10 protein-coding genes, 1 tRNA gene and 1 pseudogene are annotated in these 15,173 nt (G+C 47.9%); 6 read left to right on the plus strand and 6 right to left on the minus strand.

The genetic code is table 11. The features are described 5' to 3' along the window. The 5 genes and pseudogenes from ACTHY5_RS07050 to ACTHY5_RS07070 all read right to left on the minus strand — a co-directional run. Nucleotides 1–1,759, minus strand: a pseudogene (locus ACTHY5_RS07050) (PTS fructose-like transporter subunit IIB); the annotation flags it as partial. Continuing rightward, nucleotides 1,759–2,730, minus strand: coding sequence for a 1-phosphofructokinase (gene pfkB / locus ACTHY5_RS07055; protein WP_441878139.1), 972 nt, complete (start codon nucleotides 2,728–2,730; stop codon nucleotides 1,759–1,761). The gene pfkB and the pseudogene ACTHY5_RS07050, both read right to left, overlap by 1 nt. Continuing rightward, nucleotides 2,727–5,657, minus strand: a complete 2,931-nt coding sequence (ptsP, locus tag ACTHY5_RS07060) for a phosphoenolpyruvate--protein phosphotransferase (RefSeq protein WP_441878141.1) — start codon at nucleotides 5,655–5,657, stop codon at nucleotides 2,727–2,729. Before ptsP ends, pfkB begins: the two co-directional genes overlap by 4 nt. A gap of 128 nt (nucleotides 5,658–5,785) precedes the next feature. Continuing rightward, on the minus strand, nucleotides 5,786–6,475 hold the full coding sequence (locus ACTHY5_RS07065) for an SDR family NAD(P)-dependent oxidoreductase (RefSeq protein WP_441878143.1): 690 nt from the start codon (nucleotides 6,473–6,475) through the stop codon (nucleotides 5,786–5,788). A gap of 151 nt (nucleotides 6,476–6,626) precedes the next feature. After that, nucleotides 6,627–6,717, minus strand: a tRNA-Ser gene (locus ACTHY5_RS07070). Nucleotides 6,718–6,996: 279 nt separating this feature from the next. Between ACTHY5_RS07070 and ACTHY5_RS07075 the strand changes: the two genes are divergently transcribed. From ACTHY5_RS07075 to ACTHY5_RS07085, 3 genes are all read left to right on the plus strand, one after another. Continuing rightward, nucleotides 6,997–7,656 (plus strand): Bax inhibitor-1/YccA family protein, encoded by a 660-nt coding sequence (locus tag ACTHY5_RS07075; RefSeq protein ID WP_441878145.1) that lies wholly within the window; start codon nucleotides 6,997–6,999, stop codon nucleotides 7,654–7,656. A 144-nt stretch (nucleotides 7,657–7,800) separates the two neighbouring features. Continuing rightward, complete coding sequence (gene yccS / locus ACTHY5_RS07080; protein WP_441878147.1) at nucleotides 7,801–9,978, plus strand: YccS family putative transporter; 2,178 nt, start codon at nucleotides 7,801–7,803, stop codon at nucleotides 9,976–9,978. Between the two features lie 51 nt (nucleotides 9,979–10,029). Further along, nucleotides 10,030–10,359: a TusE/DsrC/DsvC family sulfur relay protein gene (locus ACTHY5_RS07085; protein ID WP_441878149.1), complete on the plus strand. Its 330-nt coding sequence runs from the start codon at nucleotides 10,030–10,032 to the stop codon at nucleotides 10,357–10,359. 126 nt (nucleotides 10,360–10,485) lie between these two features. Here the strand turns inward: ACTHY5_RS07085 and ACTHY5_RS07090 are convergent, their stop codons facing one another. Further along, nucleotides 10,486–10,824 carry a Grx4 family monothiol glutaredoxin gene (locus ACTHY5_RS07090; protein WP_441878151.1) on the minus strand — a complete coding sequence of 113 codons (339 nt, stop codon included), beginning with the start codon at nucleotides 10,822–10,824 and terminating at the stop codon, nucleotides 10,486–10,488. A 377-nt stretch (nucleotides 10,825–11,201) separates the two neighbouring features. Here ACTHY5_RS07090 and sodB point away from each other — a divergent pair, with 377 nt between their 5' ends. From sodB to pyk, 3 genes are all read left to right on the plus strand, one after another. Continuing rightward, nucleotides 11,202–11,783, plus strand: a complete 582-nt coding sequence (gene sodB, locus ACTHY5_RS07095; protein WP_441878153.1) for a superoxide dismutase [Fe] — start codon at nucleotides 11,202–11,204, stop codon at nucleotides 11,781–11,783. Nucleotides 11,784–12,192: 409 nt separating this feature from the next. Further along, complete coding sequence (locus tag ACTHY5_RS07100; RefSeq protein ID WP_441878155.1) at nucleotides 12,193–13,038, plus strand: MurR/RpiR family transcriptional regulator; 846 nt, start codon at nucleotides 12,193–12,195, stop codon at nucleotides 13,036–13,038. A gap of 281 nt (nucleotides 13,039–13,319) precedes the next feature. After that, the gene (gene pyk, locus ACTHY5_RS07105) at nucleotides 13,320–14,759 is read left to right on the plus strand and encodes a pyruvate kinase (RefSeq protein ID WP_441878157.1); all 1,440 of its coding nucleotides are present in this window, start codon (nucleotides 13,320–13,322) and stop codon (nucleotides 14,757–14,759) included. Nucleotides 14,760–15,173 lie beyond the last annotated feature (414 nt).

Genomic DNA, 15,173 nt, shown 5'->3' on the forward strand with positions numbered 1-15,173 from the left:
GGCGCTGTTTTGTTGAGCATTTCGGCATCGTTACGCTTTATAAGGGCGTAACTAATGGCGGTGACCACAGAGCCTGCGGCAATGGCCAGTGCATATCCACCAAGAGGTTGAATGGCATTGGGAATAAAAAACACAAAAATGCCACCATGCGGCGCTAATAACTTGGCCCCCACTAACATAGATAAAGCCCCCGTTAAGGCGCCACCTAACATGCAACACGGGATCACCCGCAAGGGATCTCTTGCTGCAAAGGGGATGGCCCCCTCAGAAATAAAACACAAGCCCAGCACACACGCCGCTTTACCCGCCTCTTGCTCTGAGGCATTAAATTTACGCCTTGCCAATAAAGTGGCCAGCCCCATGCCCAGCGCAGGCACCATGCCTGCCGCCATGGCCGCCGCCATAGGGCCATAGGTTTGTGAGGCTAATAACCCCACCGAGAAAGCATAAGCGGCTTTATTAACCGGCCCTCCCATATCAAAGCACATCATGGCACCAATGAGCACGCCCAATAACACCGCATTAGTAGAGCCCATATTATTTAAAAACTCAGTAAGTGCATTCATAATCCAAGCCACGGGCGTGCCCACCACATAGATCATGATTAAGCCGGTGAACAAGCTGGCAAATAAGGGGATCACTAAAATGGGTTTAAGCGCCGATAAACTGGTGGGCATGGGCACTTTTTGCGCCAGCCAGCGGGCACAGTAACCGGCTAAAAAGCCACTGATAATACCGCCTAAAAACCCCGCCCCTAGTGTGCTGGCTAACATACCGCCTATCATACCTGGGGCAATACCGGGCCTGTCGGCAATGGAGTACGCAATGTAGCCCGATAATACCGGTATCATAAGTGCAAAGGCCGAAGCGCCACCAATTTGCATTAATGCCGCCGCCAACGAGCCCTCTTGCTCGGCGGCATTAATACCAAACACAAACGACAGCGCAATAATTAAGCCCCCGGCCACCACCATGGGCAGCATAAAAGACACCCCCGTTAATAGGTGCTGATACGGTCCGGTTTTCTCCTCTTGACCAGTGTCTGCCTGGGCTACCCCTCAGTGGTGTGAATATGGGTTTCGGCCAGCGCCTGTTTTAGCGTTTGCTCGGGCTGCTTTAGCGCCTGCCCCGTACTGGTACGATAGAGTCGCTTTCCATTAAAGCGCTCGGTGTTCACTTCTATGTCGGCGGCCACTATGACCACATCGGCCTTCGCTATATCCTCGACGGTTAAGGTGTTTTGTGCACCTACCGAACCTTGGGTTTCTACTTTAATATTAATATTCAAGCGTGCAGCTGTGTCATTGAGCGCCTCTGCCGCCATAAAGGTATGGGCTACGCCTGTGGGGCAGGCGGTAATGGCAACAATATGTTGAGCTGTCTCTTGATGAACAGCATCATTAAGCTCAGTGCCGCCTTGCTCACCTTTAGCCTCGTCGTTGCTCGCCACATAAGGGCGGGCATCTTGTTCGGCTAACGTGAGCCAGGCATGGGGATCAGCTAATGCAGGTGCAATAGCGCTGCAATAAACGGGCACCCCCGCAAAGCGAGACAAGTTAAGTTCAATATCACACGCCACCACCACTAAGTCTGCCTCGGCAATATCAGCCGCAGTCACCGCATTATCGGTCGTTAATTGACTGTGACACTCCACACTGGCATGCCAACCTCTTTGTCGGGCTGCTTGCTCGAGCAATTGCGCAGCCAAATAACTGGTGGTGATGCCACTAGGGCACGCCGTAATGATGATAATGTTCATTACACTCTCCTTGCTGCTCGCTCAGTAATGGTGATGGCCGCTTGATAATCGGCATATTGTTGGGCACAGTTTATGCCCACTCCCACTTGGGTGACGGCCATCAGCGATAACGCAGTTGCGCGGCGTAATATCACTTGAGGATCACATAATGTTGCCTGTGATTGCGCACATAAACCGTCATTTAATCCCGCCGCCAGTCCGGCAACCAAGCTATCTCCGGCTCCGACTGTGCTGACGACCTCAACCTTAGGCACACTCGCCCGCCAACACTGAGTAGGAGTAAACCAATACACGCCCTGTGCGCCCATTGATACCACCAGATGCGCAATGCCTTGTTGTTGCAATTGCTGAGCCGCCGCCATAATGTCGGCCTCATTATTTAAGGTACGCCCCAGCAGCGTGCTTAGCTCATCAATATTGGGTTTAATTAAGGTGGGTCGCGCGCTTATGCCTGCTGCGAGCGCTTGCTGGCTGCTATCTAATATAACGGCTTTACCTTGTTGGCGCCCCCAGGCGATAAGCTCGCTAAATTGCGCCAACGATACCCCAGGTGGCACACTCCCTGAAATAACCAATACGTGCATTTGTGCGGCTAAGTCATTTAATTGTGCGCGCAACTGGCTCCATGCCTCTGTTGTGACCGTGAGCCCTGGGGTATTAATATCGGTTACACTGCCATCACGTTCGCTAATTTTGGTGTTAATACGGGTGCTACCGGCGAGACGCAGGCATTTATCTATAATGTGTTGTTCACTAAATAACTGGCTAAATGGGGCTGCGTTATCACGGCCTAAAAAGCCGGTCGCAATCGGTGTATGCCCTAAGTCACTGAGTACCCGCGCCACATTAATGCCCTTACCGGCAGGGCCTAGATGCTGACTCGTTGCAATATTCACCTGATTTTTATGCAAGCAAGGCACAGTGACCGTTAAATCCAGTGCAGGGTTGAGTGTGACCGTGACTATGCTCATAAGCCCTGCTCCTCTGGCTGCTTTGCCACCTTGGGATGCTGATTCACTAAGCGCCTTACACTGGGTGCGTCTTCACTCACCAAGGCCTGTTGTGCAAGCTGCTGGCAATGGGCAAGCTGTAATTGGCGTATTTGTGCTTTTACCAGCGGCAGGCGCGCTAAACTCACCGATAACTCATCCACGCCTAGCCCCAATAAAATGGGCAATGCTTGAACATCGGCGGCCAACTCGCCACAGACCCCCACCCATTTACCTTGAGCGTGGGCGGCAATCACCGTCATCTGTATCAGCTGTAACACACTGGGGTGTAGTCCATCGGCTAGATACGCTACTTCACCGTTGCCTCTGTCTACCGCCATCGCATACTGGGTAAGATCATTGGTCCCTATGCTAAAGAAGTCGACTTCTTTAGCAAACACAGCAGCACATAAGGCCGCGGAAGGCACTTCTATCATCATGCCTAACTCAACCTGAGTAGCATTCACCTCGGCTTGTATCTCATTAACCATGTCTTTAGCCCAGCGCCACTCGGCAATATCGGTGATCATGGGGAACATAATACGCACCGGCCGATTATCCGCCGCCGTTAATAGCGCGCGAATTTGCGTGCTCAGTAACTCAGGGTTCTGCCTACATAAGCGAATGCCACGCACCCCTAAAAAAGGATTATCTTCTTTGGTGCTCGGCCAATAAGGCAGGGGTTTATCGCCGCCCACATCTAAGGTGCGCGCTAATAGAGGCCGACCTGCTAAAGCATCAAATAGCTGGCGATATAAGGCTGTTTGGGTGGCAAGACTGGGGGCGGTGCGCCGTGACATAAACACAAATTCAGTGCGCAATAGCCCCACACCATCCCCACCTGATGTCACAACTTGCTGCGCGTCTTGCACATCCCCTAAGTTAGCCGCCACCTCAATACGATGGCCGTCTTGGGTGATGGCGGCTAACTCTCGCTCACGCCAAGCCTGCTCAGCGGCCTGTTTTGCTTGGCGTTGTTGCGCTTGTGCTTGGTGTAAGGTGTGTTCGTCAGGGGCAATTTTTAAACAGCCGTGCTCAGCGTTTAAAATAACTTGGGTGCCGGTTTGCAGTGTCATCACAGCGTCATTAACGCCGACTAATGCAGGGATCCCTAAGGCGGTGGCTAAAATGGCGCTATGAGAAGCCGCTCCGCCCCCAACCGTTACTATGCCAAGCACCTGTTGAGGGTCGAGATTAACCAGCTGCGAGGGGCCAATTTCTTGAGCGACCCAAATATAAGGATGCGCAGGCGGTGTGGTCGCTAAGCTATGACATAAAATGGCCATCACACGGCGGCCTACATCACGAATATCCGCAGCCCGCTCTGCCAATAAGGCATCGTCGTTATTCCCTTGGCGAGTCGCTGCAAGGTTTATCTCACTCCACCAAGCCGCGGGAGCCGATTGGCCTTGGCTAATACGACAGTTAACATCAAAAATTAATGCCGTATCCGCTAACAGTTCTTGATGCATGGCCATAATATCATTAGCTTGGGCGTCTTGACTGTGTGCTTGTGCTTGGGTTAATTCGCCACAAGCTTGATCAAGGGCGGCCGTTAACGCCGTTTTTTCAAACTCGGGATCTTTTCCTTGCTGGGGATAATCAAACTGCACCTCAAGATCAACAAACACAGGCCCTATGGCGACTCCAGCTGCGGCGGTTACCCCACTAAGCTCACTGTTGGGTTCAAGCGTGATAGGCTGAGCGGGCGTGTCACTTTGCTGCTGTGGGGCAATGTCATTGGTTGCTTGCTCAAGAGGAGGCAAGTCGTCACCTAATGGCTCCCCTAGCCCCTCTGCGACAGCCTTTACTAAGGCGTTAACCGCCGCCTCGCTATCTGCTCCTGAGGCGGAAAATAATAATTGATGCCCTCGCTTTGCACCTAAGCTTATCATTTGCATTAAGCTTTTTGCCGAAGCCCACTGCCCGTCTCCCTCAAGATTACGCACGTATATCTCGGCACTAAATTGTTTAGCAAGCTGTACTAATGTGGCTCCAGGGCGGGCATGTATACCATGAGTATTACGCACACTTACTGTTTGCTGCACGCTATGCCGTAGTTGGCCATAAGCCTCTGGCCCTGCTTCTAAGGCGGTAAGTAACGACTCAGCTGAGCTTAAAGCGGCCAACTCTGCACCTTGCTTAGCCGCTAACCAAGCCAGTAATTGCTCCAATAATGCCTTATGGCTGATGCCATCTATTAATAGCACTAACACACCGCGTATGGCAGGCGATTGCATTAACAGCGAACTATGGGGATGAGAGGTTACCAAGGCGGCGTTGCCAAGACCACTGTGGGTATGGGCTTGACTTAACCACCAGCCTTGGCCGATATGAATAGGTGTTGTGTGCTTTAATGAGGTATGCGCAGAATCGTTACTAGGTAATAGGCCAAGGGCTTGATGGGTTAGCTGCAATAAGGTGTCTGCATCTAGCTCGGTGGCGATATGCTCGAGAGGCAATGTCATCTCTTTAAGCTGAGGAGGTCCTTGCAATAGCGCCAGCACCTGCTCGGGATCAGTGATCGCCATAACGCCTTGCTGTAGGTTATCTTGAGAGAGGGTTTTAGCCAGTTGCTTGAGTAAATCAAGGTGTTCGTCTGAGCGGGCGGCTATGCCTAATATTAGGTAGGCTTTTTCGCCATCCCCCCAGTCTACTCCTTGTGGCAGGTGCAACACTTTAATGCCGGTATGTTGAATAAGGTGTCGACATGCTTGCGTGCCATGGGGAATAGCAATACCTTGACCAAGGTAAGTCGCGGTTTTTGCTTCTCGTGCCATCATGCCAGCTTGGTAGCCCGAAGCCACATGGCCATCTTCTTCTAGCCATTGGGCAAGCGCGTGAATAACGGCGTCTTTATCAGCTAAATCTACGCCCACCTTAATATCGTTAATCGATAATGCCAGCATGAAGTTTACCCCTTGCTTATAGCTTAATAACATCAAACACTAAGCTAAAAGCGCGGCTAAAACATCATAGTTGCTGTATTCTGCAAGCAGGCTCACACAATCACTGTCCGTGTGAGTGACTAAATATATTAAGGCTGTATTTCTTGACCATCCCAGGCAAATAATCGCCCTGAGTGCTCATTAGACAAGTTGTCTAACACATTCAGTAAATCTTGTGCTGCCTGTGCTGGGGTATGAAGCTGCCCAGTAACAAGGCCCGAGCGAAAAGGAGCAGACAACTCGGTGGCTACTGTGCCTGGGTGCAGCCCGACGATACTGGCATGGGGAAACCGGCGTTGCCATTCAATGCTCACCGTTTTTATTGCCATATTCAGCGCCGCTTTGCTCACCCGATAGCTGTACCAACCGCCAGCTCTATTATCACTAATAGAGCCCACTCGCGCCGATAAAGCGGCAAACTGTAATGGTGTGGTACGGGTTAAGCGTTGCGATAGCAGTTGTGCCATGGCCAATGTCGGCCATGTATTAATGCGCAAGCTGTTATTAAACGCCGCCTCATTAAGCTGCTCAATGCGCTTTTCAGGCTGCTGTACACCTTGGTGCAACATACCTAGGGTATTAATTACTCTATCGGGCAAAGGGTAATCGGCGATTGCCTTAGCCAAGGCGTCTTGATCGGTATTATCGACGGCTAACCAGTCAACCTGATCGAGATGAGGGTTAGAGCGACTTAACAGCAGTACTTTGTCTCCTCGCGCTACCCCAGCTTGCGCCAGAGCGACACCAATACCTCCGCCTCCCATAATCCAATATTGCATCGCACACCTCGTTTAGCGCCTTAGGTCATTGGTCGCAAACCCACAGTGGTAGGTAACAGTGATACCAGCTTACGTAAAGTGTCATGTAATCTAAAGTGTATTTAACAACAAAAAGCCCGCAACGAATTAACGCTGCGGGCTGTTTGTAATATGGCGGAGGAGCAGGGATTTGAACCCTGGATGGGCTATAAACCCATGCCGGTTTTCAAGACCGGTGCATTCAACCACTCTGCCACCCCTCCGAACGAGATGAATACTACCTAAAGCTGGTGGGCGTTGTAAACGAATAAATCACTATTTATGTTTAAGTGGATATTTTATGCACAGATTGCTGTTAACTCCAGCAAGGCTTTCGTTCCAGGGCTGAACAAGGCTTATTCAACACTCGACAATTAGGCCATTTTATGCCCAAAATAGGGTATTGATTTACCAATATATTTGGTCAAGTAAAAACAACGTGGCACTTGCCCTGTTAACTCATACTTACCCCGTAAAATGAAGAAGCTTAAGGAGCTTTGAGCATGCGATACCAAAATTCGATACCCCGCACACAAACCAGTGAGCTGGCAACCAACAAGGTATTACGTAATACCTATATGTTGCTGGCCATGACCTTAATTGCCGCCTCTTTAGGTGCCGGTGTGAGCGCCATGATGGGACTCCCCCGCCCAGGCTTAATTATTACCTTAGTCGGCTTTTACGGCCTGATGTTTTTAACCGAGAAAAATCGCGATAGCAGCTTAGGCCTCGTCTTTATCTTCGCCTTTACTGCTTTCACCGGCTACACCATTGGCCCTCTTATTAGTCACTACTTAAGCAGCGCCAGCGGTACCGAAACCGTTATGTTGGCATTGGGTGGCACAGCACTGACCTTTTTGTCGCTGTCCGCTTATGTGTTAACTACCAAAAAAGACATGTCCTTTTTAGGTGGCATGATGATGGCCGGCTTTGTGATCTTACTGGTGGGTATTGTCGCCAACTTGTTCTTTCAAATACCCGCGCTTAGCCAAGCCCTGAGTGCGCTGTTTATTTTGTTCTCGTCTGGCGCTATTTTAATGCAGACCAGTGCCATTATTCATGGCGGTGAGCGCAATTATATTTCGGCCACCATTACGTTGTACGTCTCTATCTTTAATATCTTTTTAAGCCTACTTAGCTTGTTAGGTTTAAGCCGCGACTAAGCGGCGCTTATTTGCAAAAAGCCCCTTTATGGGGCTTTTTTTATGTCTATACGCTATTAAAACATGCAGAACGCGCTAAGCTAGTCGCTAACGTTTTTCCTCCACTGACAGATTGATTCGTTTAACTTTATAGTGAGCCATTGAATGCCCTCAGCAATTACTGCCCCAGCTCTTGTGTCTTGGCTAAGACGGGTGTTTACCGACAGTCATTTCTTTTTCGCCATTAAAGTGTTGCTGGCGATGGCAAGCGTTTTGCTGCCAGGTTGGTGGTTAGAGCAGACTCCCGGTGCGGTCACGCTTACCTTAGGGGTGATGGCCGGTGCCCTTAGCGAAGTCGATCAAGGCCCCAAAGGCCGCTTACGTCACTTGTTATTAAGCTTAGTGTGCTTTTTTATTGCCATTTGCTTGGTCACCTTAACCATTGATAACCCGGTGTTATTTGGCCCTTTATTAGTGATTAGCGCCTCCATCTTAATTTTAATGGGCGCGTGGGGGTCCACTGTGGGCACCTTGGGGTTTGGGATATTATTAATTTCTTTATATGCCATGCAAGGTCACCCCGACAGCCCCAGCTTTTGGTATCAACCGCTATTATTAACCTTGGGCGCGGCTTGGTATGGGCTTTTGTCTTGGGTGGTATTATTAATTTGGCCTTATAAACAAGTCCATGAGCAATTGGCTCAGTGTTATTTTTCACTATCACGTTATTTGTTAGAGAAATCGCGCTTTTTTGATAGCCCCGATCAACAACATCAACATTTGCGCCATCAATTAGCGCAGCTCAATATACAGTTGGTAAGCGCACTAGAAAACACTAAACAAATGCTTAATCGTCGTATTCAAGGGCAAGAGTGTCACCCACAACAAGACGAGCTGGGCAGATTACTGGCCTTGTACTTACTGGTACAAGACATGCACGAGCGAGCCACCTCTAGCCATTATTCTTATCAGGCACTTAATCAAGACTTGAAACAGCTGGACATATTAAAAGGTTATCAAACGCTGTTGGTTGGGCTTGGAGAGGCGTGTTATAAGCTGGGCTACGCCATTTTAACCCATAATGCTTACCAGCATCCTAAACGCCTAACATGGGCGTTAAGTGCACTAGAAGATCAGCTTAATTACAGCCACTTACAGCAAGATTACCCTCTCCACTTATTAAGTCCACTTAAGTATTTAGGCCGCAATATGGCGCGCCTACACCAGGGGTTGGTACGAGCCGAGTCATTAACCCAGCGCCAACCCTTACCTGAGGCGATAACCGTTGAGCTTGCCCAACCTAAGCGCCAGCCTTTTTGGCCCAAATTAAAGGCACTGTTTCATCCCGACTCATTGTTATTTCGTCATAGCATGCGCTTGTGCTTATGTTTTGCGCTAGGTTATAGCTTAATTGCCTATTTTGAACTAGAACGCGGTTATTGGATATTACTCACTATTTTATTTGTCTGTCAGCCAAGCTTTAGTGCCACCCGCAAGCGGTTGGTGCAGCGTATTTTAGGAACAATAGGCGGTATTTTAGCCGCAGTGCCTTTATTGTATTTTTTTCCTTCTATCGGCGCACAGTTAATGATTTTGCTGCTAGGGGCCTTTATCTTTTTCACCCAAATAAAGGTGTATTACAGCTGGGCAGTTGGCTTTGTTACCCTCTTTGTACTACTGGCATTTAACTTACAAGGTGGTACCAGTGAGCTTATCTGGTTACCTCGCTTGTTTGATACACTGATTGGCTGTGCATTGTCATTTGTGGCGGTGTGGTTTATTTGGCCAGACTGGCAGCGTCGCCATTTACCTCGGTTAATGGCCGATGCTATGGAGGCCAATGCTGGGTACTTAGCCGCCATTGCTCAGCAGTTTGCACACGGACGAAATGACAGCCTTGATTATCGCCAATCACGCAAACAAGCCCACTTAGCCGATAATCAGTTAGCACTCGCTTGGCAGAATATTCGAGTAGAGCCGGTGCCGAAATATTGGCTTAACTTATGTTTTGATATTGCCTATCGTAATCATGCACTATTGTCTTATCTATCAACCTTGGGGGCACACCGCGCGCAAAGCCAGTTATTGCAACAAGCCCATGGCCCTCAAATTGAACAACTGGTGAGCCAGCTACACGTTGCTGCTAAGGCGTTACATAATGAGTATGTCCAACCGGCTTCTCAACCTATAGCCCACCATGAGCCCACCCTTGATGCAGTCGATGACTGGTTGATCCTCAACCAGCAGTTGTTAAGTCATATTACATTACTGGTCAATGACTTATATCAACTAGCCCAAGGATTTCAACAACAAGACGCAACAATAGATGCAGACCCTAACTAAGTTCAGTAATATTAGCGGCTATTGTTAATAACAGATGATAAAGGACTGATTATGTTTGAGTTTGAGGGGCGCACTATTGCAACCGATACTCAGGGGTACCTTAAAAATCACCAAGATTGGCAGCCAGAAATGGTTGATATACTAGCCGAACAAGAAGGGATAGGGCTGAGTGAAGAGCATTGGGAGGTGGTGCAGTTTGTGCGAGATTTTTATCTTAAATATAACACTTCACCCGCTATGCGCGCGCTAGTAAAAGCCATGGCCAAAGAGCTAGGCTCTGAAAAAGGCAACAGCCGTTATTTATATCGACTGTTCCCCAAAGGCCCTGCCAAACAAGCCACTAAGCTTGCCGGACTGCCCAAACCCGTAAAGTGCTTGTAAAAAAGCTGGAAGCCGTAAGCAGTCAGCTAAAGACAAACACCGTTTTTTGTAGCCCAGCGCTTTAGCTGATGGTCCTGCGAGCAGGATTGGTCTGATTGGGTGTTTGGCTTCAAGCTTCCCGTTGACTTACTCTTGCTCTGGCTTTGGGTATTTAGCCGCGGTTTCTTCAACCAGTGGCTTAAGCTCACCTTGTTGAAACATTTCCATAATAATATCGCAGCCACCCACTAGCTCACCATCAACCCACAGTTGAGGGAAAGTCGGCCAATCTGCGTATTTTGGCAGCTCAGCACGAATTTCTGGGCTTTGCAAAATATCAACATAAGCAAAAGGTTGACCACAACCCATTAACGCTTGTACCGCTTGTGCAGAAAAGCCACAGCTAGGAAATTTAGGCGACCCTTTCATATAAAGTAAAATCGGGTTTTCACTGATCTGAGTTTTGATTTTTTCAACTGTATCCATAAATACCTCAATGATGGTTGCTGACAAGCAACAAAATAAATGCGTAATACTAGATTATCCGCAGTATAAAACGGCAAGTCATCATAATGACAAGTTAATTCGCTATTCTACTGTTTCGTGCAAGGGTCACAAGTATAGCCCCGCATTTTAGTCGCTGTTTGGTCTGCTTACGGCCACAAAGTAACCTCCTTTAGTCACCTATCGCTTTACCCCTACAAAAGCTGATGTTGTTTAGCCCTCTTGCTAACTGCTACAATGGTGCTAGCAATTTAGCGTGATACGGGCATTTTGCTGTTACTCGTATCCGTTCTGGAGAAAGCAAATAGTAATGTCGAGACCAGCCTTAGGCTGGCACCATCAAAATGGAGATTATAATAATGGCTTTTGAACTTCCCGCCCTACCTTACGCAAAAAATGCCTTGTTGCCTCATATTTCAGAGGAAACATTAGAGTATCACTACGGTAAGCACCACAACTCTTACGTCGTTAACCTGAACAATTTAGTACCAGGTACCGAGTTTGAAGGTAAATCTCTAGAGGACATCATTAAGACTTCTTCTGGCGGCATCTTCAATAACGCAGCACAAATCTGGAACCACACGTTCTACTGGAACTGCTTAGCACCTAACGGTGGCGGTGAGCCAACAGGCGCATTAGCAGACGCTATTAAAGCGGCTTTCGGTTCTTTTGAGGCGTTCCAAGAAGAGTTCACTAAATCTTGTGTGACTAACTTTGGTTCTGGTTGGACTTGGCTGGTGAAAAAAGCAGACGGAAGCGTGGCAATTGCTAACACTTCAAACGCCGGCTGCCCACTGACCGATAACGTTACACCATTGCTAACTTGCGATGTGTGGGAGCATGCTTACTACATCGATTACCGCAACGTACGTCCAGACTATGTTAAAGCTTTCTGGGCGCTGGTTAACTGGGAATTTGCGGCAGAAAACTTCGCTAAGTAATTTCAGTGATGTGATCAAAACCCCGGCTCGCCGGGGTTTTTTTATGCCTACATTCCGATAGCGCAAAAAACGACCACGCCGGCACACGCCAATATAGCGTTAAATTATACCAATCTGTAAAACTAACTGATCAAAATTTTTCGCCACGGAATCCAAATAAGAACACGGAACAATAGAGATAAGATCTGAAAAAGCCTTTATAGGGTAAGAGCCAAACACCCAACTATTAGTAGGGGAGCCCTTACCATTAGCAGTATTTGAGTCGTTGTCACTTTTTGCTCAATACAAACTGACCATATACTTACTTAGATTGGTATTAAATCATATTTTAACTTATCGCCCACCGCTTACCGCTAGCCAAAGGGTTGTGCTAGGATAGCTACTGCGCTTTGTTCGAAGAGATACAGGAATGAATATATTAGAGAAAATGACGCAACTGCTAGATGCCTTTAGTAAATCAGAAAAAAAGGTGGCAGAGACCATTCTTGCTTCACCACAAACCGCTATTCATTCTAGTATTGCCTCATTAGCAAAAATGGCAGAAGTCAGCGAGCCTACTGTTAATCGCTTTTGTCGACGTCTCGATACTAAGGGCTTTCCTGACTTTAAACTGCACTTAGCACAAAGCTTAGCCAACACGACTTCCTATGTGCACCGTCAGCTAGATGAAAATGACAGCCCAGAATCCTATATCACAAAAACCTTTGAATCTAGCATGGCCTGCCTTACCCGAGCCCAAAATAGCTTAGATCCTGAACAGGTTAACCGAGCCGTTAATATGCTAACCCAAGCCAAACAGCTATCGTTTTTTGGCTTAGGAGCCTCATCGGCCGTGGCACATGACGCCACTAATAAATTTTTTCGCTTTAATTTACCCGTACAGTGCTTTGACGATGTCGTCATGATGCGTATGAGTGCGGCTAATAGCTCTCCCGATCAAGTATTTGTACTGATTTCTTATACTGGGCGCACTAAAGCCTTAGTTGAAATTGCCCAGCTAGCACGGCAAAAAGGCGCACTCGTACTGGGGCTAACAGCTCAAGACTCTCCCCTTGCGCACGTGTGCACTATGGTGTTGTCTATGGATATCCCTAATGATATCGACTTACACCTGCCGATGGCCTCAAGGTTGACGCAAATGGTACTGATTGATGTGCTCGCAACGGGGTTTATTTTACGCAGAGGCAAAGTGTTTATTGAAAACTTACAAAAAGTTAAAGAAGGGATAAAAAATTCCCAATTTGATAACCCTTAATGTTGATTTTGATCAATTTATAACTAAACAACCGTCATTTTTGTGATCCAGCCTACACTTTTATGTATTCTTACGTTACTATCGATAACAATTTATAAACCTAAGGTGCAGTCATACACAGTGAGCCTGTTCTCTATTACCCATTAAATTAAGTCTCTAACTTGGGTTTGGCGCTCACCGGTTAACACTCACCCCTTACATCAGCGTATTAAAGCCAATGGCATTAGCATGTCGCGTTGATTTTATTTTTATGTGATCTACCTCTACACTGGAGTCTCTCAATGTTAAGACGTACCAAGATAGTAACCACCCTAGGTCCGGCAACTGATCGCGACAATAATCTTGAAGGCATTATTAAAGCCGGCGCTAACGTAGTGCGCATGAACTTCTCTCACGGTACCCCCGAAGATCATTTAAAGCGTGCTAATGATGTACGCACCATAGCTAAAAAATTAGGCGTGCACGTGGCTATTTTGGGTGACTTACAAGGTCCTAAAATCCGTGTGTCGACCTTTAAAAATAATAAAATTGAGTTAGCTCTGGGTGATAAATTTATATTAGATGCTGATCTTGGTCTAGGTGAAGGCGATGAGCAGCAAGTTGGTATCGACTATAAAGACTTGCCAAAAGACGTCAAAATTGGCGATATTTTGTTACTCGATGATGGCCGCGTGCAGCTGCGCGTAGATGGCGTTGAAGGTAACAAAGTACTCACCGAAGTCACGGTTGCCGGTCCTTTGTCTAATAACAAAGGTATTAACAAAAAAGGCGGTGGCTTATCTGCCCCAGCTCTTACCGACAAAGACCGCGAAGACATTATTACTGCCGCAAAAATTGGTGTTGATTACCTAGCCGTGTCTTTCCCACGTACCGGCGAAGACATGAAAATTGCCCGTGAACTCGCCCGTGCTGCTGGCAGCAATGCCAAGTTGGTTGCTAAAGTAGAGCGTGCTGAAGCCGTAGCCAGTGACGCGGCCATGGAAGATGTGATTTTAGCATCAGACGTGGTCATGGTTGCTCGTGGTGACTTGGGTGTTGAAATAGGTGACTCTGAGCTAGTAGGTGTACAGAAGAAGCTGATCCGTGCGTCACGTCGCCTAAACCGCGTGGTGATCACGGCAACACAAATGATGGAATCAATGATTTCTGCACCGCTGCCAACTCGTGCTGAAGTGATGGACGTCGCCAACGCCGTATTGGATGGTACCGATGCGGTTATGCTGTCTGCAGAAACCGCCGCCGGTGACTTTCCGATTGAAACCGTTAAAGCCATGGCTGAAGTGTGCTTAGGCGCTGAAAAGCACCCCAGCATTAATGTGTCTAATCACCGCATGAACTTCACCTTCACCTCAGTTGAAGAAACCGTTGCCATGTCTACCATGTATGCGGCTAACCACTTACAAGGTGTTAAAGCCATTGTGGCCCTAACCCACTCAGGTACTACGCCGCTGTTGCTGTCACGCATCAGTTCTGGCCTGCCTATTTTCTCTTTGTCTGGCGAAGATAAAACCCTGGCGTGGAGCAACTTATACCGTGGTGTAACGCCTGTTTACTTTAAGCAAAATGCGAGTTTAAGCAACTCAGAAGTGGGCCGTGAAGCGCTAGATACCTTGAAGAAAAGCGGTTTTGTAAACAGTGGTGACCTAGTATTATTGACCCATGGTGATTGCATGGAAGTGATTGGTAGCACCAACACCTGCAAGATCTTAACGGTTGAGTAAGCTCACTCGCTAAGCACTATCTACCTTAATAAAAAAGCCACCTTAGGTGGCTTTTTTGATGGGCGTTACTCTTATACCGATCTGGAAAAATAACTGATCTATTTTTGTTTGTATAAAAGTCGAACAAAGGGTCTACTCCACCGACACGCTGCAAGCACCTCCCTGTGGCGCTCAGCACATGACGTCCCTGTCATGTGATGGTCGGTGGAGTAGATCCCTTTATCCGCCCCTATACCACGAAGCCGCCTGTAAATGGGATTAGCAGGCAGCTCGGAGCTTCAAGAGAGGTAACAGAGATCGGCTTCCACGACCGTGACAATGCCAGGGATGGCATTTCCCGAGCCCCATGGATGGGTTTATGGCGTGTCGCGGAAGGTGACTCTGTTTCCTCTAGGTCCAGCTTTAAATCAGATC

The sequence above is a fragment of the Oceanisphaera sp. genome (assembly GCF_052084945.1).
Lineage (GTDB): Bacteria > Pseudomonadota > Gammaproteobacteria > Enterobacterales > Aeromonadaceae > Oceanimonas.